Below are 24,321 nucleotides of genomic sequence, written 5' to 3'. Positions count from 1 at the left end.
TGGGCCCGGGCAGGGGGTCGGCGGCCGGCTGCCTCAGTCGCCCGTCGACTGCGCCAGGTCCAGTGCCGAGGCGGTGAGCACCGCGACGCTCTCCGCGTACACGGCGTCCGGACGCTCGAACGCCGGACGGGCCGCGCCGCGCAGGAAGGTCAGCACGCCGACCGTCCGGCCGCGGCTGCGCAGCACCGTGCACAGGGCGTGCGCCGCGTCCTCGGGCCACTGCCGGCGCTCCGCCCACTCCCCGGGCGTGCCCTCCGTGCCGACGCTCGCCCGCACCGACCCGAGCCGCTCCACGGCCTGGAGCGCCGGGTGCCCGGCGGCGTACCGCACCGGAAGCCCGCCGCCCGCCACTCCCGCGGCGGGGCCGGGCCCGCCGGCCGGTGACGCGACGGCCCGCACCAACCGCTCCCCGCCGCCCTCGCTACCACCGCTGCCCGCACCGCCGCCCTCCGTCACGTCGAGCAGGGCGTGGTCGGCGAAACCCGCCAGCGCGAAGTCGAGATACGCGGTCGCCGCCTCCAGCGGGTCCTCGCACTCGGAGGCCGCACGCCCCGCCCGGTGCAGCTGACTCGACCTGAACCGCAGCCGGTTCGCCTCCTGCTCCGCCAGCTTGGCGTCCGTCACGTCGTGGAACAGCCACCCCACCCCGAGCGGAACCGGCTCCTCCGCCAGCGGGGAGGCCAACCGCACGAACCCGCTGCGCCAGCAACGCCGTTGCTCCCGCCCGTCCGCCGACGCGACGGCCACCCACAGGTCCACCAGACCCCGGGGCGCGCCCTCCGCCAGCACATGGTGCAGCGCGCCCTCGAGCTCCTCCACGCCCTGCTCCAGCAGCTCGCCGAGCGGCCGCCCGAGCGCGGACGTACGGCCCGCCCCGAGCGCACGGGCCGCCTCGCCGTTGACGACGGCGGGCCTCAGATCCACGTCGACCAGCACGACGCCCCACGACGCCTCGTCGAAGAGCGCCTCGCTCAGCGCGATGGACCGCTCCAGGTCGATCTGGGTGTGCACCTCGCTGAAGGCGCAGTACACCCCGGCCGGCTTACCGTCCGGGCCCAGTACCCGCGCGGACTGGGTCCGTACGAGAACCCGCCCGCCGTCCTTCCGCAGCAGCGCGAACTCGTGCACCTGCCGGCCCGGCGCGTCCATCGCGGCCATCAGCCGCCCCTGCACCTCGGCCGCGTCCGCGCTGCGCACGGCCCACCCGGCGAAGCCCCGCCGCCCGACGGCCTCCCGCGCCGACCAGCCGAGTATCCGCTCCGCCTCGCGGTTCCAGTGCGTCACGACCCCCGCGGCGTCGAAGGCGCACAGCGCGGCGTCCATGCCGTCGAGCAGCGCCGCGAGCAGATCCGCCCCCGGCGGCCCCGGCTCGCGCCCGCCGGCACCGGGCGCGTCGGTGATCTCACTCCTGGAAGCACTCATCCCGGGACCCCCTGCAGGACGTGTCCACGTGCGCTCATGCCCGTCACGACCATTCAACTTCAACGTGACGCACAACACATACGGTTCCCGGAAATCGCCCCTGCCCGGGACGGTCGACACCCTGCCGGTCATGGAGGAACTGCTCCGTCGAGCGGCCCTGTGATCGCCGCCCGACGTGAGTTCCCGGGGAACGCGCAGGTCGGAGAGGGTCCGGGAAAAGACACGAAAAAACAGGTTGATCCCGGCCGCCGACGCTTTTTAAGGTGTGGGCACGCTCAGAAAGGAGGTGATCCGGAAGTGATTTCTTACCGGACAAGCGAGGTGGCTGCGGGCTGACGCCTGCCGTCGCACTCTGTGCACCTCGGCAGTCGTCTGCCGAAACCCAAGCAGTCACCCGACCCGTGGGCCGCCGGTAAGTCCGGCCGGCTCCCTCCGTCCGGACGGAGGGACCAAAGGCCCACGGGTCGTCTGCGTTCCCAGGGGCCTGCGGACCGCTCAGGGCGCCAGGCGTTCGACGCGCCAGCCGCCGTCCGTGCGGACGTACCGCAGCCGGTCGTGGAGGCGGTTCTCGTGGCCCTGCCAGAACTCCACCGCGTCGGGTACGACCCTGATGCCGCCCCAGTGGGCGGGCGCGGGCACCTGGGTGCCCTCGGGGTAGCGGGCTGACAGCTCCTCGTACCGGCGCAGCAGTTCCTCGCGTGAGGAGATCACCTGGGACTGGTCGCTCGCCCAGGCGCCGAGCTGGGAGCCGTGGGGGCGGGTGCGGAAGTAGGCGGCGGTCTCGTCGCTGCCGATGCGGGCGGCGCGGCCGGTGACGATGATCTGGCGCTCGAGCGGGTGCCAGGGGAAGAGCAGCGAGACGTGCGGGTTGGCGTCGATCTCGCGGCCCTTCCGCGAGTCGTAGTTGGTGAAGAAGACGAAGCCGCGGGCGTCGTACTGCTTCAGCAGCACCGTGCGCGAGGAGGGCCTGCCGTCGGGTGTCGCCGTCGAGACGATCATGGCGTTGGGCTCCAGCAGGGCTGCCGCTGCGGCCTCGGCGAACCACTGCGCGAACTGTTCCATGGGTCCCGCGGCCAGTGCGTCCTCGTCGAGCGGTGTCGAGCGGTACTGCTCACGCATGACGGCGGGGTCCGGGACGACGAGTTCCGTCTCCGCCGGGTGGGGCACGGGCAGGCCCGCGACGGTCACGTCCGAGGGGCGGGGTTCGGGAGCGGCGGCGTGGTCGGTCACGACGCCATCCTGCCGTAGGGACCGAGTTTGCCCGGCACGGAGTGCCGTCAATCCTCCTCGGTCGAAATGGGGCAGTGTGCCGGATGTCACGCTTCCCCGCATCGGCCGGACCCGCCAAAATCTTGGGTCCGGCCACTGTGGCCTCCATACACCAGGGGATATCGTGCCTGCCTCCCCGGCGGTTGGGTGACCACCGGCCGCACGGGGCATCACCGGAGGGACCGACCTGCCCGTCGGCCGCCGTATGCCGCACCCGCCTTTGCCGCACACGTCTTGTCGCACACGTCTTGAGGAGCCGCCTGATGTCCGACTTCGTACCTGGACTCGAGGGAGTCGTCGCGTTCGAGACGGAGATCGCCGAACCGGACAAGGAGGGCGGCTCGCTCCGCTACCGGGGCGTCGACATCGAGGAACTGGTCGGGCACGTGTCTTTCGGGAACGTGTGGGGCCTGCTCGTCGACGGCGCCTTCAACCCGGGCCTGCCGCCCGCAGAACCGTTTCCGATCCCGGTGCACTCCGGCGACATCCGGGTCGACGTGCAGTCGGCGCTGGCGATGCTCGCGCCGGTGTGGGGTCTCAAACCGCTGCTCGACATCGATGAGGCGCAGGCCCGTGACGACCTTGCGCGGGCGGCCGTGATGGCGCTCTCGTACGTGGCACAGAGTGCCCGTGGCCAGGGTCTGCCGATGGTTCCGCAGAACGAGATCGACAAGGCGGAGTCCATCGTCGAGCGGTTCATGATCCGCTGGCGCGGCGAGCCCGACCCGCGGCACGTCAAGGCCGTCGACGCGTACTGGACGTCGGCCGCGGAGCACGGCATGAACGCCTCGACGTTCACGGCCCGTGTCATCGCGTCCACCGGCGCGGACGTCGCGGCGGCGCTGTCCGGCGCGGTGGGCGCGATGTCCGGTCCGCTGCACGGCGGTGCGCCGTCCCGGGTCCTCGGCATGATCGAGGAGATCGAGCGGACCGGTGACGCGACGGCGTACGTGAAGCGTGCGCTGGACAAGGGTGAGCGGCTGATGGGCTTCGGGCACCGCGTCTACCGCGCGGAGGACCCGCGGGCCCGGGTGCTGCGCCGTACGGCGAAGGAGCTGGCCGCGCCGCGCTTCGAGGTGGCGGAGGCGCTGGAGAAGGCTGCGCTGGAGGAGTTGCACAACCGCCGCCCGGACCGGGTGCTGGCGACCAACGTCGAGTTCTGGGCCGCGATCATGCTGGACTTCGCGGAGGTCCCGGCGCACATGTTCACGTCGATGTTCACGTGTGCCCGTACGGCCGGCTGGTCGGCGCACATCCTGGAGCAGAAGCGCACGGGCCGGCTGGTGCGTCCGTCGGCGCGCTACGTGGGACCGGCTGCCCGCAGCCCGCGCGAGGTCCCGGGCTACGAGGACATCGCCGGCTGACGGCAGGCGGCTCGGCCGACCGCTGGCCGCTCGGCCGACGGCAGGCCGCCGGGCGGGGTGTACGCGCCCCGCCCGGACTCAGCCGAGCGCCTCCTCCACCAGCGCCGCCCACTGCGCCACGACCCGTTCCCGGCGGGCCGCGTCGTCGGTGAGGAGGTTGGCCAGGCCCAGGCCGCGGGCCATGTCCAGCAGGCCCTGGACGGTTTCGCGGACGCCCGGGCGGGACTCGTCCGCGTTCAGCAGGCGGACCGCGATGCGGTGGGTCTCGCGGCCCACCTTCGCCTCGAGTTCGGTGACCCGGGGGCGCAGCTGTTCCTCGTTGGACGCGGCCACCCACAGATGGAGCGCGGCCCGGAACAGCGGCCCGGTGTAGAGATCGACGAGTGCGGCGACGACGGCGGCGCGGTCCTGTGACGGGAGTTCCCGCAGCGCTTGCGAGCGTTCCTGGGCCACGTATTCGACGGCGGCCGTGAACAGGTCCTCGCGGGTCGGGAAGTGGTGCTGTGCCGCGCCGCGTGAGACGCCGGCCCGTTCGGCCACCACCGAGACCGTGGAGCCTGCCCAGCCGACCTCGGCCAGGCAGGCCACCGCGGCCTCCAGCAGCCGCTGCCGGGTCGCCCGGCTGCGGTCCTGTTTGGGGGCCTTGGCGGTCGGTGGCGTCACAACACCCATGCGGGGTCCCGTCGTTCGAGGAAGGCCGTCATCCCTTCGCGCGCCTCGGACGATGCGAACAGCGACGCCGAGCGCTGGACCAGGTCCTCCGCGTCGTGGTCGAAGGTTTCCAGCACCCTAGCCGTGACCAGTTCCTTCGATGCCGCCAGCCCCTGGGGGGAGGCCCTGCGCAGCCCGTCGAGGAGCGGCGCGAGGGCCGTGTCGACGTCGTCCGCGGTGAGGGTGAGCAGCCCGGTGCGGGCGGCTTCCGCCGCGTCGAAGCGTTCGCCGGTGAGGTAGTAGCGTCCGGCGGCCCGGGGGTCCATGCGGGGCAGCAGCGGCAGGGAGATGACGGCGGGCGCGACGCCGATGCGCACTTCGGTGAACGCGAAGTCGGAGTCCGAGCTGGCGGCGGCGACGTCGCAGGCGCCGACGAGGCCGAGTCCGCCGGCCCGCACATGGCCGGCGACCCTCGCCACCACGGGCTTGGGCAGTGTCACGATCTGCCGGAGCAGTCCGACGAACGTGTACGGGTTGGGCGGTGACTTGAGGTCGGCGCCCGCGCTGAACGTGGAGCCGGTGTGCGTGAGCACGACGGCGCGTACGTCCCCGTCGTGGGCGCACTTCCCGAGCGCTTCCGTGAGTTCGCCGACGAGCCTCGCCGTCAGGGCGTTGCGGTTGGCCGGCGAGTCGAGGGTCAGGGTGGTGATGCCGCGCTCGTGCGTGGTGGCGATGGTCACGTGCTACTGCTCCTTCGTACCGTTCTCGCGGACCCGCAGTTCCCTCCGGAGGATCTTCCCGGACGCGGCGCGGGGGACGGCGCCGATGAACTCGACGCGGCGGATCTTCTTGTACGGGGACACCTGGGCGGCGACGAAGTCGAGGACGTCCTCCTCCTTCAGGTGTTCGGTGCCCGGCTGCCGTACGACGTACGCCTTCGGTATCTCGTTGCCGTCGTCGTCGTTGACGCCGATGACCGCCGCGTCCGCGATCGCTTCGTGGGTGAGCAGCAGCGCCTCCAGCTCCGCGGGCGCGACCTGGTAGCCCTTGTACTTGATGAGTTCCTTCACCCGGTCGACGACGAACAGCCAACCGTCGTCGTCGACGCGCCCGACGTCGCCGGTGTGGACCCAGCCGTCCTCGTCGATCATCGCGGCGGTGGCGTCCGGCCGGCCCAGGTAGCCCTTCATCACCTGCGGGCCGCGGATGGCGATCTCGCCCTCTTCGCCGGCGCCCAGTTCCCTGCCGGAGCCGTCGAGGTCGAGGATGCGCATCTCGGTGCAGGGCAGCAGGAGGCCCACGGTGCCGGGCGGAGGGTTCTGTGCGGTGAGCGGTACGACGTGGGTGCCCGGTGAGAGCTCTGTCATGCCGTACGCCTGCCGTACCGGCGGCAGCCCGAGCCGTTTCGAGCATGCCTCGGCGAGGCTCGCGTCGAGCGGGGCGGCGGCGCTGAGGATGTATTCCAGCGACGAGAGGTCGTAGGTGGCGACGGCCGGGTGCTTGGCGAGCGCGAGGACGATGGGCGGGGCGACGTACAGCCCGTTGATGCGGTGTTCCTGGATCGCGCCGAGGAAGGTGTCGAGCTCGAAGCGGGGCAGGACGACGACGGTCGCGCCCTGCTTGAGCGGGGCGTTCATCAGGGCGGTGAGCCCGTAGATGTGGAAGAAGGGCAGGACGGCCAGGATGCGGTGCCCGGGTCCCGCCGGGGCGACCGGTTCGAGCTGCGCCAGGTTGGTGGCGATGGACCGGTGCGTGAGCATCACGCCTTTGGGCACGCCGGTCGTGCCGGACGAGTACGGCAGGGCGGCGACGTCGTTCGACGGGTCGATGGTGACGTCGGGCTCCGGTGCGGTGGAGCCGAGCATGTCGAGGACGCTGACGTGCCCGTCCGCGCGGTCGCAGACGAAGATCTCCTCGATCCCCGCGGCGAGTTCGGCGGCTCTGCGGGCCACTTCGAGCAGGGGGGAGACGGTGACGATCCAGCGGGCGGAGGAGTCGCGCAGCTGCTTGGCGAACTCCTCGGCCGTGGCCAGCGGATGGACGGTGGTGACGGCGGCGCCGGCGCGGGTGGCCCCGTAGAACACGGCGGGGTAGGCGACCGTGTTGGGGCTGTGCAGCGCCAGGACGTCGCCCTTGCGCAGACCGGCGTCGGCGAGCGCGGCGGCGATGCGCCGGTGGAACCGGTCGAGTTGCCGGTAAGTGACGGTGGTGCCGTTCACTCCGTCGACGAGGGCGACGGTGTCTGCGTACTCGGCGGCTCTCGCGAGCACGCACTCGTGGATGGGTTCGACGACTGCCGGGACATCTGCGTAGCTGCTGCGGAACACCATGTGTGCGCTCCCTCGGCGTGTGTGGACGGCCAGAATGTCGTCTCTCAGTACGACTTGGGGAGACCCAGGGACTGGTGGGACACGTAGTTCAGGATCATTTCGCGGCTGACCGGGGCGATCCGGGCGACGCGGGCGGCCGCGATGAGCTTCGCGAGGCCGTACTCGCGGGTGAGTCCGTTGCCGCCGAGGGTGTGGACCGCCTGGTCGACCGCCTTCACGCATGCCTCACCGGCGGCGTACTTGGCCATGTTCGCGGCCTCGCCGGCGCCGATGTCGTCGCCGGCGTCGTACAGGGCGGCGGCCTTCTGCATCATCAGCTTCGCGAGCTCGAGTTCGATGTGGGCCTGCGCGAGGGGGTGGGCGATGGCCTGGTGGGCGCCGATGGGTGCCTTCCAGACCTGGCGGGTCTTCGCGTACTCGACGGCCTGTGTGAGGGCGTAGCGGCCCATGCCGATGGCGAAGGCGGCGGTCATGATGCGTTCGGGGTTGAGTCCGGCGAACAGCTGGAGCAGACCGGCGTCCTCTTCGCCGACGAGCGCGTCGGCGGGCAGTCGTACGTCGTCGAGCACCAGCTCGAACTGCTTCTCCTGCGCCTGGAGTTCCATGTCGATCACCGACCGGCCGAAGCCCTCCGCGTCGCGGGGGACGATGAACAGGCACGGCTTGAGGCTGCCCGTCCTCGCGTCCTCCGTGCGGCCGACGATCAGGGTCGCGTCGGCGATGTCGACGCCGGAGACGAAGACCTTGCGGCCGGTCAGTGTCCAGCCGTCGCCGTCCCGGCGGGCGGTGGTGGTGATCCGGTGGGAGTTCGATCCCGCGTCGGGCTCGGTGATGCCGAAGGCCATGGTGAGGCTGCCGTCGGCGAGGCCGGGCAGCCACTGCCGCTTCTGCTCGTCGGTGCCGAAGCGGGCGATGACGGTGGCGCAGATCGCGGGCGACACGATCATCATGAGGAGGGGGCAGCCGGCCGCGCCGGACTCCTCGAGGACGATGGACAGCTCGCTGATGCCGCCGCCTCCGCCGCCGTACTCCTCGGGGAGGTTCACGCCGAGGTAGCCGAGCTTGCCGGCCTCGGCCCACAGGGTGGCACGGTCGAAACCGGGGCCGTGCCGGCGTCCGAGCGCGCCGACGGCTTCCCGCAGGTCCTTGTGCTCCTGGGTCTCGATGGCGTTCATGACGCGGTGTCCTCCTGGGCGTTGGCGGCTTCGTGGACGGTTTCCGGGGCGGCTTGGGCGATCGGCCGGGCGACGGATTCCGTGGCGGTCTCCGTGACGACGGCGAGCAGGGCGCCGACCTCGACCTGGCGGCCGGGGACGGCGTGGAGAGCGGTGAGCGTGCCGGAGGCGGGCGAGACGATCCTGTGCTCCATCTTCATGGCCTCCAGCCAGACCAGCGGCTGGCCCTGGGTGACCTCTGCGCCTTCGACCACGCCGTCCCCGACCCGTACGACGGTCCCGGGCATGGGCGCGAGCAGCGATCCGGGTTCGGCCCGGTCCTGGGGGTCGGTGAAGCGGGGCCGGGGGGTGAGGGCGTACGCCCCGGCGGGCGAGTCGACGTACACCGTGTCGCCGCGGTCGGTGACGTCGTAGTTCCGTACGACGCCGTCGATCTCGAGGGTGACGCGGTGCGGCTCGGCCCGCACGACCCGGGTGCCGGGGCGGTCCGTGATCTCGAAGCCGCCGTCCCTGGTGGGCCGGTAGCGGACCTCGTGGTCGCCGTAGCCCTTGACCTGGTCCGTGGAGGGCAGGTTGCGCCAGGCGCCGCCGAACCGGCCCGCTCGCCCGGCCGCGTGGGCGAGGGCCGCGGCGACGGCGGCGTGCTCCTCGCCGGGGGCCGGCCGGGTGAGTTCGGCCAGGTTCCGCTCGTAGAACCCGGTGTCGAGCAGCCCGCCGGTGAAGTCGGGGTGCTCCAGCGACGCGACGAGCAGCTCCCGGTTGGTGACGGGGCCGTGCACCCGTGCCCGGCGGAGGCTGTGCGCGAGCCGGCGTACCGCTTCGGCGCGGGTGGGCGCCCAGGCGATGACCTTGGCGATCATCGGGTCGTAGTGGACCCCGATGTCGTCCCCGTCCGCGTATCCGGCGTCGACCCGCACCCGGGGCGTGCCGCCGGCGGGGTCCGGGCCGCCCGCAGCCGCGTCCGTGGGGAAGCTCAGCTCGTGCAGCCGCCCCGCCTGCGGGGTCCAGTCGCAGGACGGGTCCTCCGCATAGAGGCGTGCCTCCACGGCGTGCCCGTCGGCGGTGGGCGGGTACGGCGGCAGGGCCGCGCCCTGCGCGACCGCGATCTGCAGGGCCACCAGGTCCACGCCGAAGACCGCTTCCGTCACCGGGTGTTCCACCTGGAGCCGGGTGTTCATCTCCAGGAAGTGCGCACGGCCGTCCTCGGCGAGGAGGAACTCGACCGTCCCGGCGCCCCGGTAGTCCACGGCGCGTGCGGCGGCCACTGCCTGTGCGTGCAGTGTCTCGACCTGTTCGGGGCCGAGGCCCGGTGCCGGGGATTCCTCGATGACCTTCTGGTGGCGGCGTTGCAGCGAGCAGTCCCGCGTGCCGAGCGCCCACACCGTGCCGTGGGCGTCCGCGAGGATCTGGACCTCGACGTGGCGGCCCGCCTCGATGTACGGCTCGACGAAGACCTCGCCGTCGCCGAAGGCCGATGCCGCCTCGGAGCGGGCCGCCGCCAGCTCCGCCGGGAGCGCGGCGAGCGAGCGGACCACGCGCATCCCCCGGCCGCCGCCGCCCGCCGCCGCCTTCACCAGGACGGGAAGGTCGCGCTCGGTGACCGAGGCGGGGTCCAGGGAGGTGAGGCCCATGAGCTGCTTGGCGCGGGTCTTGGACGCCATCGCCTCGATGGCGTCGGCGGGCGGGCCGATCCAGATCAGACCGGCGTCCGCCACGGCCCGCGCGAAGTCCGCGTTCTCCGAGAGGAATCCGTATCCGGGGTGGACGGCGTCGGCGCCCGCCGCCAGCGCCGCTTTGACGATGGCCTCGCTGCGCAGATAGGTTTGGGCGGGTGTGTCGCCGGGCAGCCGCACCGCCGCGTCCGCCTCCCGCACATGGAGGGCGGTGGCGTCGGCGTCGGAGTGGACGGCGACCGTCGCGATGCCCAGCCGGCGGCAGGTGCGAAAGACACGGCACGCGATCTCGCCGCGATTGGCGACAAGGACAGTGGAAATCACAGGAGGGTCCTCACATCCGGAAGACGCCGAAGCCGCCGCGCGCGCCTTCGACCGGTGCCGTGTGGATGGCGGACAGGCACAGACCGAGCACCGTCCGGGTGTCGCGCGGGTCGATGACGCCGTCGTCGTAGAGCCGCCCGGACAGGAACATCGGCAGCGACTCCGCCTCGATCTGCTGCTCGACCATGGCGCGCAGGCCGGCGTCCGCCTCGTCGTCGTAGGGCTGTCCCTTCGCCGCGGCGGACGCCCGGGCGACGATGGACAGCACGCCGGCGAGCTGCTGGGGGCCCATGACCGCGGATTTGGCGCTGGGCCAGGCGAACAGGAACCTCGGGTCGTAGGCCCGGCCGCACATGCCGTAGTGCCCGGCGCCGTAGGACGCGCCGATGAGCACCGACAGGTGCGGGACACGGCTGTTGGACACCGCGTTGATCATCATGGCGCCGTGCTTGATGATGCCGCCCTGCTCGTACTCCTTGCCGACCATGTAGCCGGTGGTGTTGTGCAGGAACACGAGCGGTACGTCGCGCTGGTTGGCGAGCTGGATGAACTGCGCGGCCTTCTGGGACTCGGCGGAGAACAGCACGCCCTGGGCGTTGGCCAGCACGCCCACCGGGTAGCCGTGCAGCCGCGCCCAGCCGGTGACCAGGCTCGGCCCGTACAGCGGTTTGAACTCGTCGAAGTCGGAGCCGTCGACGATCCGGGCGACGACCTCGCGCGGGTCGAACGGGGTCTTCAGGTCCTCCGGCACGATCCCGAGCAGTTCCTCCGCCGCGTACTTGGGCGGCTCGGCCGCGCCGGGGTCCGGGTGTGCCTTGCGGTGGTTGAGGCGGGCGACGATCCGGCGGGCCTGGCGCAGCGCGTCCGGCTCGTCGAGGGCGAAGTGGTCGGCGAGTCCGGAGGTGCGGGCGTGCATCTCGGCGCCGCCGAGCGACTCGTCGTCGCTCTCCTCGCCCGTCGCCATCTTCACCAGTGGCGGGCCGCCCAGGAAGACCTTCGACCGGTCCTTGATCATGATGGTGTGGTCGGACATGCCGGGCACATAGGCGCCGCCGGCGGTGGAGTTGCCGAACACGACGGCGATCGTGGGGATGCCGGCCGCCGACAGGCGTGTCAGGTCGCGGAACAGGGCCCCGCCGGGGATGAAGATCTCCTTCTGGGACGGCAGGTCCGCGCCGCCGGACTCGACGAGCGAGATCACCGGAAGCCGGTTGGCGTAGGCGATCTCGTTGGCGCGCAGCGCCTTCTTGAGGGTCCAGGGGTTGGAGGCACCGCCGCGTACGGTCGGGTCGTTGGCGGTGATCAGGCACTCGACGCCCTCCACCGTCCCGATGCCGGTCACGATCGAGGCGCCCACCGGGTAGTCGCTGCCCCAAGCGGCGAGCGGGGACAGTTCGAGGAAGGGGGTGTCCGGGTCCAGCAGCAGCTCGATGCGTTCGCGGGCGAGCAGTTTGCCGCGGCCGCGGTGCCGGGCCACGTACTTCTCCCCGCCGCCGGCGAGCGCCTTCGCGTGCTCGGCGTCCAGTTCGGCGAGCCGGCCGAGCATCACGGCACGGTGGGCGGTGTGTTCGGGGCCGGTCACATCGACGGCCGAGGCGAGAACGGTCACAGCAGAGCCTCCGGGATGTCGACGTGCCGGGCGCGCAGCCACTCGCCCAGCGCCTTGCCCTGTGGATCGAAGCGGGCCTGCGCGGCGACCCCTTCGCCGAGGATCCCGGCGACGGTGAAGTTGAGGGCGCGCAGGTTGGGCAGTACGTGCCGTACGACGGGCAGTTCGGCGGTCTCGGGGAGCAGCGCGCGCAGCCGGTCGACGGTGAGTTCGTGGGCGAGCCAGCGCCAGGCGTCGTCGGTGCGGGCCCATACGCCGATGTTGGCGTCGCCGCCCTTGTCGCCGCTGCGCGCCCCGGCCACGAGTCCGAGCGGGGCGCGGCGGGTCGGACCGTGCCGCAGCGGCTCGGGCAGCGCGCCGGGCCCGGCGTCGGTGAGCTCCCGGGTGATCTGCGGGTGGGGGACGGCGACGCGTTCACCGTCGTGCAGGACGGCGGTGTGCGGGACGCCGTCCGCTTCGGTGTACGCGGCCTCGAACACGCCGTACGGGGCGCCCTTGCCGGGTGGTGCGGTCACATGGAAGCCGGGGTAGCTGCCGAGCGCGAGCTCGATCGCGGCGCTGCTCACGGCGCGGCCGACGCGTTCCGCGTCCAGGTCGCGGACCGTGAGCCGCAGATACGCGGCGGCGCGCTCCTCGGTGTCGGGGTCGGTGCTCTGTGTGCGGGCGAGTTCCCAGCGCACCTCGGCGGGCGGCTGCTTGCGGAGCGCGTCCTCCATCTGTTCCTGTACGAGCCGGGCCTTGGCGTCGATGTCGAGTCCGGTCAGCACGAACGTGACCTCGTTGCGCCAGCCGCCGAGGCGGTTCAGTCCGACCTTGAGCGTGGGCGGCGGTGCCTCGCCGCGCACTCCGGAGATCCGCACCCGGTCGGGGCCGGCCTGCTCGAGGCGGACGGTGTCGAGCCGGGCGGTCACGTCCGGGCCGGCGTACCGGGCGCCGCCGGTCTCGTACAGCAGTTGGGCGGTGACGGTGCCGATGTCCACGAAGCCGCCGGTGCCGTCGTGTTTGGTGATGACACAGGTGCCGTCGGGGTGGATCTCGGCGACGGGGAAGCCGGGCCGGCGGACGTCGTGGCCGCCTTGGGCGAAGAACGCGTAGTTGCCGCCGGTGGCCTGGGTGCCGCATTCCAGGACGTGCCCGGCGACGACGGCGCCGGCGAGGGCGTCCAGGTCGTCGGGGCCCCATCCGAAGTGGGCGGCGGCGGGGCCGGTGACGAGGGCCGCGTCGGTGACGCGTCCGGTGACGACGATGTCGGCCCCCGCGCGCAGACAGGCGGCGATCCCTCCGCCGCCGAGGTAGGCGTTGGCGGTGAGCGCCCCGGGGAAGCGGGCGGTGAGGTCGTCGCCCTCGACGTGCGCGACGTTCACGGGGACGCCGAGGCGGGCGGCCAGGGCGCGGACGGCGTCGGCGAGGCCGGCGGGGTTGAGTCCCCCGGCGTTGGCGACGATGCGGACGCCCTTGTCGTGGGCGAGGCCGAGGGTCTCCTCGAGCTGCCGCAGGAAGGTCCTGGCGTAGCCGAGTCCGGGGTCCTTCAGGCGGTCGCGGCCGAGGATGAGCAGGGTGAGCTCGGCGAGGTAGTCCCCGGTGAGCACGTCCAGCGGCCCGCCGGTGAGCATCTCGCGCACGGCGTCGAAGCGGTCGCCGTAGAAGCCGGACGCGTTGCCGACGCGGAGCACCCGGGCGCTGTGCGCGGCCTCGGGGCCGGTCACGGCTTTCCGCCTTCCGGCACGTCACCGGTCGGCGTGCCCGCGCCGGGTGCCCGCCCGGCACCCGGCGGGCCGGCGAAGGCCTGGGCGATGTCCAGCCAGCGGTCGGCGTCGGCGCCTTCGGCCCGCAGGGCCAGGTCGTCGCGGTGTGCGCGCTGGGTGACCAGCAGGCAGAAGTCGATCGCCGGGCCGGTCACGCGCTGTGCGGCGTCCTCGGGTCCGTAGGTCCACGATTCTCCGCAGGGGCCGGTCAGTTCGACGCGGAACGGTTCGGCGGGCGGGGTCAGCCCGTGCACGCCGAACGCGAAGTCCCGTGTGCGGACGCCGAGCCGGGCCACCTGTGCGAGACGCGCGGTCGGCCGCCGCACGACGCCGAGCGCGTCGGCGATGTCCTGGCCGTGCGCCCAGGTCTCCATGAGCCGTGCGGTCGCCATCGACGCGGCGCTCATCGGCGGCCCGTACCAGGGGAAGCGGGTGCCGGCGGGGGCCGAGCGGAGGGCCTCCCGGAGCTGTTCGCGGCCGGTCCGCCAGCGGGCGAGCAGTTCACCGGGCGGGAGGGCGGCGCCCGCCTGTGCGCCGTCGTCCACGAACGAGTGGGGCGCGGCGAGCGCCTTCTCCACTTCCGCGGCGAAGCCGTCGGGGTCCGTGACGGCCGTCAGGGCGGCCGCGTCGGTCCAGGCGAGGTGGGCGATCTGGTGGGCGACGCTCCAGCCGGGGGCGGGGGTCGCGGTCGCCCACCGCCCGGGATCCAGCTCTCTCACCAGCTGATCGAGGTCTTCGCTTTCGCTGCGCAAGTCGTCGAGTACGACGGCCGGGTCGGACACGGAACGCTCCCCTGTGGGACGACGGTCTGTGCCCCGGAGCATGGCAGCGCACCCGGAAACAAGCAAGCATGCTTGCTTTGATTGATTCCGACGTCCGGCCCGCGATGCGCTTGAGTCGCAGGTCAAACCGCATGGCATCGCAGAATTGATTCTCTTTGAACCGCAAGGGTGGTTCGGCCGGTAGGCCATTGCGGGCGACACCGGCGCCCCCTCAACGTGGTGAGCCGACCCCCCTTTCCCCGTTCCGGCCGGCCGGTCGCGCCCGCCGGTCGACACGTTGATCCACTCCGTTGCAGTTCATTCACTCTCTGTGTACACATGTCACAGTCAGTTATGGCCGGCCTATTCCGTCTGCATATGCCGCCCCGGTGACCGCGGGGCCGTCCCGCATGCGCGCACGGCCGGCACGCCATGAGGAGTCCCATGTCACGACCACGACTGTCCAGGCTGATCTCCGCCTGCGCCGTCATCTCCGCCCTGACCAGCGCCCCCCTGGTCGCCGCACTCCCGGCGGCAGCCCACGGCGGCGCACCGGAACCCCGCTCCCTGACCCGCGACGCCGCGCCCGGCCGTGGCGAGAAGGTCACCGTGGACAAGGCGGAAGCCGCCGTGCTCGGCCAGGAGCACGCGGAGCGGCACGCGCAGGCGAGGCTGCGCGCGCAGGACGCGGGTGACTATCCGCAGCCGACGCGCACGGCCCGCCTGGAGTCGCTCACCAAGTCCCAGGCCACGCAGAACGCCAAGTTCGCCGCACGGGAGTACGGGGCCTTCAAGGAGTACTTCCCCTCCCCGGACTTCGGCGTGCACGTCGCGCAACTGCCCACCGGAAAGGTCCTGTTGTTCTCCTTCGAGCGGGTCGAGACCAATCCGACGAAGGAGACGGCGCCCACCCAGGTCATCGGCGCGCAGAACGCGGGCCGGGCGTATCTGTGGGACCCGCAGAAGGGCAGCGGCACGGACGCGTTCAAGAAGGTCACGCCGCCCACCGTCATGATGCCGGACGGCAAGAACGAACCCCGACCCGCGCCCTTCTTCTGCGCCGGCCACGCCTACCTCCCCAACGGGATGCTCGGCGTCTTCGGCGGCAACCTCGGCGGCAACCACGGCTCGGGGGCGAAGCTCTCCCTCGTCTTCGACCCGTGGACCGAGCGGTGGTCGCTCAACCAGGAGATGTCCGTCGGCCGCTGGTACCCGAGCGCCGTCACCGGTGCCGACGGGCGGATCCTCATCATGTCCGGGCAGTCCGAACTCGGCTGGGCGACGCCCACCCCGATCGTGGAACGCTTCCCCGCGCTGTCCCACGACGTCCCGTTCAGCCGGTCGGACGTCCCCGAGAACGTGCCGGTGGACGTCTTCAAGGCGGAAGCCCCGTACAGGAACGACTATCCGCACCTGTTCTCCCTGCGCGACGGCAAGATCTACGGGCTCGGCCGGGACCACGACCAGCAGTGGCTCTTCGACCCGGACACCGAGACCCGCACGAGCCTGGCCGACCGGCCCGACGGCTTCATGCGCAACTACGGCTCCGCGGTACCCCTGCCGGCCGGCTTCAGGGGCCCCGACTCCGTGCTCGTCCTCGGCGGCGACCGCGACAACCCGAACACCTACCAGCTCGTCGGCGGCCGGTGGAAGACCAAGGAACCCCGGGCCTTCGGCCGCACCCAGGACGACACCCTGCTGCTCCCCGACGGCGCGCTGTTCACCGTCAACGGCGCCCATGACATCCGGGACTACGGCAACGGCCCCTACAACCCCAACGCCGACCTGAAGTACCGGCAGACCGAGATGCGCGACACGGACGGAAACTGGAAGCTCGGGCCCGCCCAGCGGCTGCCGCGCGGCTACCACTCCAACGCCGTCGTCCTTCCCGACGGCCGGATCATGGTCACCGGGGACGAGGCGCAGCAGATCGCCAACGACCCGGACATCCAGGACGACATGGACGGCTCCATCGAGATCTACGAGCCGGCCTATCTGCACAACGGCGACCGCCCCGACCTGTCCGCCGTGCCCCGGCGCACGATCGGCTACGACGACCGGTTCCAGGTGCTCAGCTCGAACCCGGACGACGTCCGGCGGGCCGTGCTGCTGGCCCCCACGACGGCCACCCACTCGGTGAACTTCAGCCAGCGCCACCTCGACGTGCGGATCAAGAGCCGCAGCGACGGCGCCCTCGAACTCCAGGCGCCGCCCTCGGCGCAGGCCGCGCCCCCCGGCTACTACATGCTCTTCCTCCTCAACGAGGAGGGCGTTCCCAGCACTGCCAAGTTCGTCTCCTTCGGCCCGCCGGCCGGCATCTGAGGCACCGGCCAGGACCAGACGCGAACCACAGAGGAATGCGAGGCAGGATGACGGATCTGGCACTGCGGGAGAGCACGGAGATCCAGGGCGATGTGCTCGCCGGCTTCAAGAAGGACCACGTACAGCTGCTGTTCCTGAAGTTCGACGACGCGACCCGGGCGCGCACCTGGCTGCGCCGGCTGAAACCGCGTATCGCCACGACCCGGCAGGTCGCCGCGTTCAACGCGGCCTTCAGTACGGCCCGCCGCAACACCGGGGGGGACGACCCCAAGGCGCTCACCGCCGTATGGCGCAGCGTCAGCTTCACCCACGGCGGCATCCGCACCCTGACGGGCAAGGACCCTTTCCCCCGGACCGCCGAGGGCACGACCGAGCACGCCTTCAAGCAGGGCTCCGCGATGCGGGCCGGGATGCTCGGGGACACGGGCGACAACTCCCCGGAGAACTGGCTCTTCGGCGACAGCAACGCCCAGCCCGTCCACGCGGTGCTCACCATCGCTGCCGACAAGGTCGAGGACCTGCGGGCGGCGATCGCGCAGGAGCGGCAGGAGGCCTCCGTCCACAAGGTGGTGATCGTCTTCGAGCAGGACGGCGGGACCCTGACGGGCGCCCGCAGGGGCAAGGAGCACTTCGGCTTCAAGGACGGCGTCAGCGAGCCCGCCGTCCAGGGCTTCGACGAGCCCGACCCCCGCAAGCCCGAGTGGAAGAAGGGCAGCCCCGGCACCCGGATCATCCCCGCCGGTGAGTTCGTCATCGGCGAGGAGACCGTCAGCGGGAAGCCGTCCGGCCTGCCGGAGTGGGCGAAGAACGGCTCGTTCCATGTGGTGCGCCGGCTCGGCCAGGACGTTCCGGGCTGGTGGGCGCAGATCGGCGCACGGCTGAAGGAGCTGAAGAACGCCAAGGCCGTGCCGCCGGAGGCCACCGCGGAATGGCTGGCGGCCCGGCTGGTCGGGCGCTGGCGTTCGGGCACGCCCGTGGCGAAGTGCCCGCACGCCGACGTCTCGTTCGACCCGGACTGCGGGAACGACAACGACATCAGCTTCGCGGACGACCTGGAGGGGGAGATCACCCCGCTCTTCTCCCACCTGCGCAAGACGAACCCCCGTGACGGCCTCGCGCTGAAGAAGGGCGACAAGCCCGTACCGGAGAAGGGCGGGCTCGACGGCCGGCGCATCATGCGCCGCGGCATCCCCTTCGGCCTGCCCTTCGACCCCGCGGGTTCGGCCGGCCACGGCCCCGACGCGGCTCGCGGCCTGGTCTTCGTCAGCTACCAGGCCGATCTTGTGCGGCAGTTCGAGTTCATCCAGAGGGACTGGGTGACCGACACCAAGTTCCCGGACCGCGACCCGCGGGTGGGCGCCGATCCCATGATCGGCGTGACCACCGATGTCACCTTCAAGGGACAGCCGGTGCGCTTCGAGCAGTTCGTCCGGACCGAGGGCGCGGTGTACGCGTTCACGCCGTCGCTGTCGACGCTCGACCGTCTCGCGGACGGGAAACTCTCCGACGACGCCCCGAAGATCAAGATCCGGGTCACCGACGAGGGCAACCACGAGATCTCCGCCGTCTCCACCTTCGACATCGGCGACGTCGTCGACGCGGGCAAGGCGAAGCTGATGCTCCAGGACGACGGAAAGCTGGTGGTCTTCGACGAGAACGACGACCCCCGCTGGGCCTCCAACAACCCGGCCACCCCCGGTGCCCGTGCCGTCTTCCAGGAGGACGGCAACTTCGTGATCTACACGCCGGACAACCGGCCGGGGTGGGCCTCCGCGACCGACGGCAACCCCGGCGCCTTCCTCGCCGTACAGGCCGACGGCAATGTGGTGATCTACAACAGCAAGGGCGGGCCCGTCTGGCACAGCAGGACCCAGCACTGACGCCCCCACGAGCGCACGGAACGGCCCGCCGACAGCGTCGGCGGGCCGTTCCGCCACGTCATGCCCCCGGCGCCCGTTTCCCGGCCGACGCCTGCGTCCGTACCGCGCCCATGCTCGCCACGACGACCAGCACGATCGCCAGCCCCTCCGCCGGCGAGAGCGCCTGACTCAGTACGAGGAACCCGGCCGCCGCGGCGATCGCCGGCTCCAGGCTCATCAGCACCGCGAACGTCGCCGCGGGCAGCCTGCGCAGCGCCAGCAGTTCCAGGGTGTACGGCAGGACCGACGACATCAGCGCCACCGCCAGTCCCAGCCCCAGCGTCGAGGGCACGAACAGCCGCGACCCCGCCTCCAGCAGACCGAACGGCAGGCTCAACAGCGCGGCGAAGCCCATCGCCAGCGCCAGCCCGTCCGCCTGCGGGAAGCGCCGCCCCGTGCGGGCGCTGAAGATGATGTACGCCGCCCACATGCCGCCCGCCGCCAGGGCGAACGCCGCGCCGACGGGGTCGAGCCGTTCGAAGCCCCCTCCGCCGAGCAGGACCACGCCGCCGAGCGCCAGCGCCGCCCACAGGAGGTTCACCAGCCGCCGCGAGGCGATCACGGAGAGGGCGAGCGGCCCCAGCACCTCGAGCGTGACCGCCGCACCGAGCGGGATCCGGTCCACGGCCTGGTAGAAGAGCATGTTCATCCCGCCCATGGCGGCACCGAAGGTGATCACGGTGGCCCAGTCGGCGCGGGAGTGTCCGCGCAGCCGCGGCCGGCAGATCACGAACAGCACCAGGGCCGCGAGCACCAGCCGCAGCGTGACGACGCCCAGCGCACCGGCCCGCGGCATCAGCATCACGGCGACGGCGGCCCCGAACTGCACGGAGAGCCCGCCCGCGACGACGAGCGCGACGGGCCCGAGGGAACGCCGGGCACCGGACGGCGGCGCCCCGCCGGCGCCCTGCGCCGCGGCGCCCGCCGCCTCCGGCAGCACCACCGCCGCGGCACCGGCCTGCGCCCCTGTGCCCGTCCGCGCCGACTGCGCGTCCTTCACCCCGGCCTCCCTGAACCTTCGCCTGCCTTGTCCTCCCCAAGCTACGGATCAGTGCGTCGCGCGTGAAATGTGTTTCTCGCTGCGGTTATGCTCCACGCGTATGAGCATCGAGCTGCGCCATCTCCGCTGCTTCCTGGCCGTCGCCGAGGAGTCGAGCGTGACCAGGGCGGCGGCCCGGCTCGGTCTCACCCAGCCCAGCGTCTCCCGCGCCCTCGCCTCGCTCGAGCAGCATGTGGGCGTCCGGCTGGTGGACCGTTCCACCCACCACCTCGCCCTCACGGCGGCGGGCCGTGCCTTCCGTGACAAGGCGGCCGTGGCCGTCGCCGCCTTCGACGACGCGCTCGACACCGGGCGGCTCCCGCAGCGGCCCCTGCGCCTCGGGCACGCCTGGTCGGCCCTCGGGCCGTACACGACCCCGCTGCTGCGCCGTTGGCAGCGCGAGCACCCGGACGTCCCCCTCGAACTGCTGCGGGTCGACGACCGTACGGCGGGGCTCGCCCGCGGCGAGGTCGACGCCGCCGTACTGCGCGGCCCGGTGGACACCCCCGGTCTGGCCACGGAGCTGCTGTTCACGGAGCCCCGGGTGGCCGCCGTGCCGTCGGACGACCCCCGCGCGGGGCGTGCCTCGCTGACCCTGACGGACCTGGCGGCCGGCCCGGTCGTGCTGAACACGGTGTCCGGCCTGACCACCCTGGACCTGTGGCCGCCGGAGACCCGGCCCACGGCGACGATCACGGTCGCCAACACCGACGACTGGCTCACCGCGATCGCCGCGGGCCGCGGCGTGGGCGCTTCGGTCGCGTCCACCGCCCAGATGCACGCGCACGGCGGTGTGACGTACCTGCCGTTGTCGGACGCCCCTCGGGTGCCTGTCTTCCTCGCCTGGCGCAGCGCCTCGCCCCACCCCGCCGTGCGTCAACTCGTCGGGCTGGCCAGAGCGGTGGCCCGGCCGCGCTGACGCGCACCGCCCGGGCGGGACGGACCGGGGTGCCGGCCTTCCAGGAGGAGAGCGCCGAGCCGCCCGGAGCGGCCCGTGATAGGCAGGTCGTATGAAGCGCGACGAGCTGGTGTGGTTCCTCCGCAGGAACAGGCTCGCGGTCCAGGCCTCGGCCGCACCGGACGGATCACCTCAGGCGGCGGTCGTCGGATTCGCCGTCAGCGACGACCTCGAGATCGTCTTCGACACCGTCGAGACGACCCGCAAGAGCCTCAACCTGCGGGCCGACCCGCGTATCGCCCTCGTGATCGGCTGGGACGACGCGATCACCGTGCAGATCGAGGGGCTCGCGGACTTCCCCGCCGGCGCCGAGCTCACGCGCCTCCAGGAGTGCTATTTCCGCGTGTACCCGGACGGCCGGGACCGGCTCTCCTGGCCGGGGATCACCCATGTGCGGGTCCGCCCGACGTGGGTGCGGTACAGCGACTTCACCCAGGAGCCGCCCCATGTCGTCGAGGTCTCCGCCGCGCAGCTCGGCTGAGACGCCCGTCCTCCCCGCGTCCCTCGTCCGCCGGCGGCCCACAAGGCGCCTCACGGCCGCCTTGGCGCCGCGTCCGGCCACCACCAGGAGCAGGACGGCCGCGACGCATTTCGCCGCGCCGAGCGCGCCGGCCGTTCCGCCCCGCAGCAACGAGACGAGGAGCGACCCGAGGCCCTTGTCCGCCGGGTCGACCTGGTCCACCGCGATCGCGGACACCAGCAGCTGCCCCACCAGGGCGACCAGGAGCAGGGCCGCGCAGGACCGTGCCAGCAGACCCACGACGTCGGTCCGCCCGACGCTCTTGCGCATGGCATCCGCTCCTTCCTGGCCGGCCGCCCATCCTGCCGGATACGGGCTGTCACTTCGTGACCGGTCCCTCGTCCAGGCCCTCCGCCAATACCTCCGCGAGGTGCCGGGCCCGGCGGCCGGCGAGCTGTTCGAGCTGGGTGCGGCAGGAGAAGCCGTCGGCCAGCAGCTCGGTTCCCGCGGCGGCCGCACGTACGGCGGGCAGCAACTGCTCCTCCGCGCACGCCACAGACACCTCGTAATGCCCCTTCTCGAAACCGAAGTTGCCCGCGAGGCCGCAGCAGCCTCCGCTCAAGGCGCCCTGAAGGCCCGCCCGTGCACGCAGGCGGCGTTCCGCCGCGTCGCCGAGGACCGCGTGCTGGTGGCAGTGGGTCTGGCCCGCCACCGGGCGGTCGATCCACGGCGGTTCCCAATCGGGGGCGCACTCCTCCAGGGTCTGTGCGAAGGTCCGCACCGACGCCGCCAGCCGGGCCGCCCTCGGATCGTCGCCGAGCAGCTCGGGCAGGTCGGTCTTGAGGGCGGCCGCACAGCTCGGCTCCAGCACGACGACGGGCACATCGAGTTCGAGCAGCGGCTCGACGACGTCGAGCGTGTGGCGCATGGTCGTGCGTGCCCGGTCGAGCTGTCCCGTCGACACATAGGTGAGCCCGCAGCAGACCCGGCCGGGCGGCAGCACGATCCCGATGCCCGCCGCCTCCATGACGCGTACCGCGGCCCGCCCGGCGGACGGTGAGAGGTGGTCGGTGAAGGTGTCCGGCCACAGCACGGCCGTCCGGCCCTTCTCCAGCACTTCGGCCCGTGCGCCCATGTGGTCGCGCAGCCACCGGCGGAACGTTTCCGGCGCCAGGCGCGGCAGGTCCCGTTCCGGCGCGATGCCACCGAGCCGTTTGGCGAGCGCGGCCAGCGGCCGCACCCGGACTGCTGCACCCAGCAGCGGGGCGAGCGGCGCGGCGGCCCGCAGCCACTGCGGGAGACGGCCCATGGCGTAGTGGGCGGCGGGGCGGCGGCGTCCCGCGTAGTGGTGGTGCAGGAACTCGGCCTTGTACGTGGCCATGTCGACGCCGACCGGGCAGTCGCTCCGGCAGCCCTTGCAGGACAGGCACAGGTCGAGCGCGTCACGTACCTCGGGCGAGCGCCAGCCGTCGGTGACGATCTCCCCGGCGAGCATCTCGTGCAGCAGCCGCGCCCGGCCCCGGGTGGAGTGCCGCTCCTCGCCGGTGGCCCGGTACGAGGGGCACATCAGGCCGCCGCCCGCGGCGGCGTCCTCGGTGCGGCACTTGGCGACGCCGACGCAGCGGCGCACCGCGCCCGCGAAGTCACCGCCGTCGTTCGGGTAGCCGAAGGCGACGTCGACGGGCCGGGCGGGAAGCACGGCGAAGCGCAGGTTCGCGTCCAGCGGGGCGGGGCGTACCAGCATGCCCGGGTTCATGCCGCCGGCCGGGTCCCACAGGTCCTTGAACCGGCCGAAGAGGCCCACCAGTTCGTCCCCGTACATCTTGGGCAGCAGTTCGGCCCGGGCCTGGCCGTCGCCGTGTTCGCCCGACAGGGAGCCGCCGTGGGCGACGACCAGGGAGGCGACCTGTTCGGAGAACGCGCGGAAGCGGCGGACGCCCTCCTTGCTCAACAGGTCGAAGTCGATGCGGACATGGACGCAGCCGTCGCCGAAGTGCCCGTAGGGGGTGCCGCGCAGGCCGTGTTCCGCCAGCAGGGCACGGAAGTCGAGCAGATAGGCGCCCAGGCGGGCGGGCGGCACGGCGCAGTCCTCCCAGCCGGGCCACGCCTCGCCGCCGTCGGCCCGCCGGGTCGCGGTGCCCGACGCGTCCTCCCGCAGCCGCCACAGGGCGCGGACGGCGGCCGGGTCGTCGACGACCGTGCCGTCGAGGGCGTCGGCGGCCCGCATGATCCGCTCCGCCCGGTCCCGCGCCTGCGCGGCGCTGTCGCCGCCCGTCTCGACGAACAGCCATGCCCCGCCGCGCGGCAGGCCGTGGCCGGCGGGCACCAGGTCCTCCGCCATGCCTTCGACGGTCAGCGGGCCGTGGGGCAGGAGGCCGGCGGCGGCTTGTGCGGCGGCGCTCTCGTCCTGGTAACCGATGACGGCCAGCGCCCGGGCCGCCGGGGCTGCCACGAGCCGCACGGTCGCCTCCGTGAGCACGGCGAGGGTCCCTTCGCTGCCGCAGAAGGCGCGAGCGAGGTCGGTGCCCTTCTCCGGCAGCAGCGCGTCGAGCGCGTAGCCGGAGATGCGGCGCGGCATGGCGTCGGGGAAGCCGGTGCGCAGCAGGGCGAGGTTGCGGTCGACGAGGTCGGTCAGGCCGGGCGGGGCGTCGTGCGGCGGGCCGCCCCGGGCCAGCCGGTGGCGGGTGCCGGCGTAGGTGAGGACGGACAGGGCGTCGACGTTGTCGGCGGTGGTCCCCCAGGCGACGGAGTGGGATCCGCACGCGTTGTTGCCGATCATCCCGCCGAGCGTGCAGCGGCTGTGCGTCGACGGATCAGGGCCGAAGAGCAGGCCGTGTCCCCGTACGGCGTCCTGCAGCCGGGCCTGTACGACTCCGGGCTGCACGCGGGCGGTCCGCTCCTGAGGGTCGACGGCCAGGACCTTGTTCATGTGGCGGGTGAAATCCAGGACGACACCGGTGCCGGTGGCCTGTCCTGCGATGGAGGTGCCGCCGCCGCGGGGCACTACGGGGACGCCGTGGTGCCGGCACACCTCGAGCACCGCGGCCACGTCGTCGGCGTCGCGGGGGGCGACGACACCGACCGGGACGCGCCGGTAGTTCGAGGCGTCCATGGTCGTCAGGGCCCGGGCGGCGGCCGAGAAGTCCACTTCACCGACGACGGCGGCCTTGAGCGCGCGGGCCAGTTCTCCCGTATCCCTGGTGTGTTCAGCCATGCGCTCCAGAATGACTCCTCCGGCCGCCGACGCACCGGCAGGAAACGTGTCACTTGCACACGTTGTGCGCCCTCCGTGAAGTGGGA

The 24,321-nt window shown here is 72.6% G+C and carries 17 protein-coding genes; 5 read left to right on the top strand and 12 right to left on the bottom strand.

The window, feature by feature from the left end; all coding sequences use genetic code 11:
• Positions 1-33: 33 nt before the first annotated feature.
• Both ACIPJI_RS16265 and pdxH read right to left on the bottom strand, forming a co-directional pair.
• Positions 34-1,422, bottom strand: coding sequence for a PAS domain-containing protein (locus ACIPJI_RS16265; protein WP_402246851.1), 1,389 nt, complete (start codon positions 1,420-1,422; stop codon positions 34-36).
• A 495-nt stretch (positions 1,423-1,917) separates the two neighbouring features.
• A complete protein-coding gene (gene pdxH / locus ACIPJI_RS16260; RefSeq protein WP_356619036.1) occupies positions 1,918-2,541 on the bottom strand; it encodes a pyridoxamine 5'-phosphate oxidase in 624 nt (207 codons plus the stop codon).
• Between the two features lie 413 nt (positions 2,542-2,954).
• Here pdxH and ACIPJI_RS16255 point away from each other — a divergent pair, with 413 nt between their 5' ends.
• Complete coding sequence (locus ACIPJI_RS16255) at positions 2,955-4,055, top strand: citrate synthase 2 (protein ID WP_402246849.1); 1,101 nt, start codon at positions 2,955-2,957, stop codon at positions 4,053-4,055.
• Positions 4,056-4,133: 78 nt separating this feature from the next.
• Here ACIPJI_RS16255 and ACIPJI_RS16250 read toward each other — a convergent pair whose 3' ends face one another.
• Genes ACIPJI_RS16250 through ACIPJI_RS16215 form a run of 8 tightly spaced genes read right to left on the bottom strand, consistent with a single transcriptional unit; the run spans position 4,134 to position 14,344 of the window.
• Positions 4,134-4,727: a TetR/AcrR family transcriptional regulator gene (locus ACIPJI_RS16250; protein WP_307707007.1), complete on the bottom strand. Its 594-nt coding sequence runs from the start codon at positions 4,725-4,727 to the stop codon at positions 4,134-4,136.
• The gene (locus tag ACIPJI_RS16245; protein ID WP_402246847.1) at positions 4,715-5,446 is read right to left on the bottom strand and encodes an enoyl-CoA hydratase family protein; all 732 of its coding nucleotides are present in this window, start codon (positions 5,444-5,446) and stop codon (positions 4,715-4,717) included. Before ACIPJI_RS16245 ends, ACIPJI_RS16250 begins: the two co-directional genes overlap by 13 nt.
• A gap of 3 nt (positions 5,447-5,449) precedes the next feature.
• A complete protein-coding gene (locus ACIPJI_RS16240; protein WP_402246845.1) occupies positions 5,450-7,036 on the bottom strand; it encodes a 4-coumarate--CoA ligase family protein in 1,587 nt (528 codons plus the stop codon).
• Between the two features lie 44 nt (positions 7,037-7,080).
• Complete coding sequence (locus ACIPJI_RS16235) at positions 7,081-8,211, bottom strand: acyl-CoA dehydrogenase family protein (protein ID WP_356618701.1); 1,131 nt, start codon at positions 8,209-8,211, stop codon at positions 7,081-7,083.
• The gene (locus ACIPJI_RS16230) at positions 8,208-10,208 is read right to left on the bottom strand and encodes a biotin carboxylase N-terminal domain-containing protein (RefSeq protein ID WP_402246843.1); all 2,001 of its coding nucleotides are present in this window, start codon (positions 10,206-10,208) and stop codon (positions 8,208-8,210) included. Before ACIPJI_RS16230 ends, ACIPJI_RS16235 begins: the two co-directional genes overlap by 4 nt.
• Before the next feature lie 10 nt (positions 10,209-10,218).
• Positions 10,219-11,817, bottom strand: coding sequence for an acyl-CoA carboxylase subunit beta (locus ACIPJI_RS16225; RefSeq protein WP_402246840.1), 1,599 nt, complete (start codon positions 11,815-11,817; stop codon positions 10,219-10,221).
• Positions 11,814-13,523, bottom strand: coding sequence for an acyclic terpene utilization AtuA family protein (locus ACIPJI_RS16220; RefSeq protein ID WP_402246838.1), 1,710 nt, complete (start codon positions 13,521-13,523; stop codon positions 11,814-11,816). The genes ACIPJI_RS16225 and ACIPJI_RS16220 overlap by 4 nt, the downstream gene beginning before the upstream one ends.
• A complete protein-coding gene (locus ACIPJI_RS16215) occupies positions 13,520-14,344 on the bottom strand; it encodes a TIGR03084 family metal-binding protein (protein ID WP_402246837.1) in 825 nt (274 codons plus the stop codon). The genes ACIPJI_RS16220 and ACIPJI_RS16215 overlap by 4 nt, the downstream gene beginning before the upstream one ends.
• Positions 14,345-14,767: 423 nt before the next feature.
• Here ACIPJI_RS16215 and ACIPJI_RS16210 point away from each other — a divergent pair, with 423 nt between their 5' ends.
• Both ACIPJI_RS16210 and ACIPJI_RS16205 read left to right on the top strand, forming a co-directional pair.
• Positions 14,768-16,645: a galactose oxidase-like domain-containing protein gene (locus tag ACIPJI_RS16210; protein WP_402246835.1), complete on the top strand. Its 1,878-nt coding sequence runs from the start codon at positions 14,768-14,770 to the stop codon at positions 16,643-16,645.
• A 47-nt stretch (positions 16,646-16,692) separates the two neighbouring features.
• Positions 16,693-18,525, top strand: coding sequence for a Dyp-type peroxidase (locus ACIPJI_RS16205; protein WP_402246833.1), 1,833 nt, complete (start codon positions 16,693-16,695; stop codon positions 18,523-18,525).
• 58 nt (positions 18,526-18,583) lie between these two features.
• Here the strand turns inward: ACIPJI_RS16205 and ACIPJI_RS16200 are convergent, their stop codons facing one another.
• A complete protein-coding gene (locus tag ACIPJI_RS16200) occupies positions 18,584-19,564 on the bottom strand; it encodes an EamA family transporter (protein WP_402246831.1) in 981 nt (326 codons plus the stop codon).
• A 100-nt stretch (positions 19,565-19,664) separates the two neighbouring features.
• Between ACIPJI_RS16200 and ACIPJI_RS16195 the strand changes: the two genes are divergently transcribed.
• Together ACIPJI_RS16195 and ACIPJI_RS16190 are read left to right on the top strand one after the other, a co-directional pair.
• Entirely contained in the window at positions 19,665-20,522 is an 858-nt protein-coding gene (locus tag ACIPJI_RS16195) for a LysR family transcriptional regulator (protein WP_402246829.1), read from the top strand.
• A gap of 91 nt (positions 20,523-20,613) precedes the next feature.
• Positions 20,614-21,042: a pyridoxamine 5'-phosphate oxidase family protein gene (locus ACIPJI_RS16190; RefSeq protein WP_307707017.1), complete on the top strand. Its 429-nt coding sequence runs from the start codon at positions 20,614-20,616 to the stop codon at positions 21,040-21,042.
• Between the two features lie 358 nt (positions 21,043-21,400).
• On the opposite strand, the gene ACIPJI_RS16185 is transcribed toward ACIPJI_RS16190, so the two are convergent.
• Positions 21,401-24,235, bottom strand: a complete 2,835-nt coding sequence (locus ACIPJI_RS16185) for an FAD-binding and (Fe-S)-binding domain-containing protein (protein WP_402246827.1) — start codon at positions 24,233-24,235, stop codon at positions 21,401-21,403.
• Positions 24,236-24,321 lie beyond the last annotated feature (86 nt).

Origin of the sequence: Streptomyces sp. NPDC086835 (genome assembly GCF_044745705.1) — a bacterium.
Taxonomy (GTDB): Bacteria; Actinomycetota; Actinomycetes; order Streptomycetales; family Streptomycetaceae; genus Streptomyces.
The sequence above is the reverse complement of the archived record's forward strand: the minus strand, read 5'-3'. Positions and strand labels throughout refer to the sequence as shown.

Bases quoted from the DNA above. Each gene is read 5' to 3' on its own strand.
- ACIPJI_RS16265 (WP_402246851.1), bottom strand. From the start codon at position 1,422: ATGAGTGCTTCCAGGAGTGAGATCACCGACGCGCCCGGTGCCGGCGGG.
- pdxH (WP_356619036.1), bottom strand. From the start codon at position 2,541: ATGCGTGAGCAGTACCGCTCGACACCGCTCGACGAGGACGCACTGGCC.
- ACIPJI_RS16255 (WP_402246849.1), top strand. From the start codon at position 2,955: ATGTCCGACTTCGTACCTGGACTCGAGGGAGTCGTCGCGTTCGAGACG.
- ACIPJI_RS16250 (WP_307707007.1), bottom strand. From the start codon at position 4,727: ATGGGTGTTGTGACGCCACCGACCGCCAAGGCCCCCAAACAGGACCGC.
- ACIPJI_RS16240 (WP_402246845.1), bottom strand. From the start codon at position 7,036: ATGGTGTTCCGCAGCAGCTACGCAGATGTCCCGGCAGTCGTCGAACCC.
- ACIPJI_RS16235 (WP_356618701.1), bottom strand. From the start codon at position 8,211: ATGAACGCCATCGAGACCCAGGAGCACAAGGACCTGCGGGAAGCCGTC.
- ACIPJI_RS16210 (WP_402246835.1), top strand. From the start codon at position 14,768: ATGTCACGACCACGACTGTCCAGGCTGATCTCCGCCTGCGCCGTCATC.
- ACIPJI_RS16205 (WP_402246833.1), top strand. From the start codon at position 16,693: ATGACGGATCTGGCACTGCGGGAGAGCACGGAGATCCAGGGCGATGTG.
- ACIPJI_RS16195 (WP_402246829.1), top strand. From the start codon at position 19,665: ATGAGCATCGAGCTGCGCCATCTCCGCTGCTTCCTGGCCGTCGCCGAG.
- ACIPJI_RS16190 (WP_307707017.1), top strand. From the start codon at position 20,614: ATGAAGCGCGACGAGCTGGTGTGGTTCCTCCGCAGGAACAGGCTCGCG.
- ACIPJI_RS16185 (WP_402246827.1), bottom strand. From the start codon at position 24,235: ATGGCTGAACACACCAGGGATACGGGAGAACTGGCCCGCGCGCTCAAG.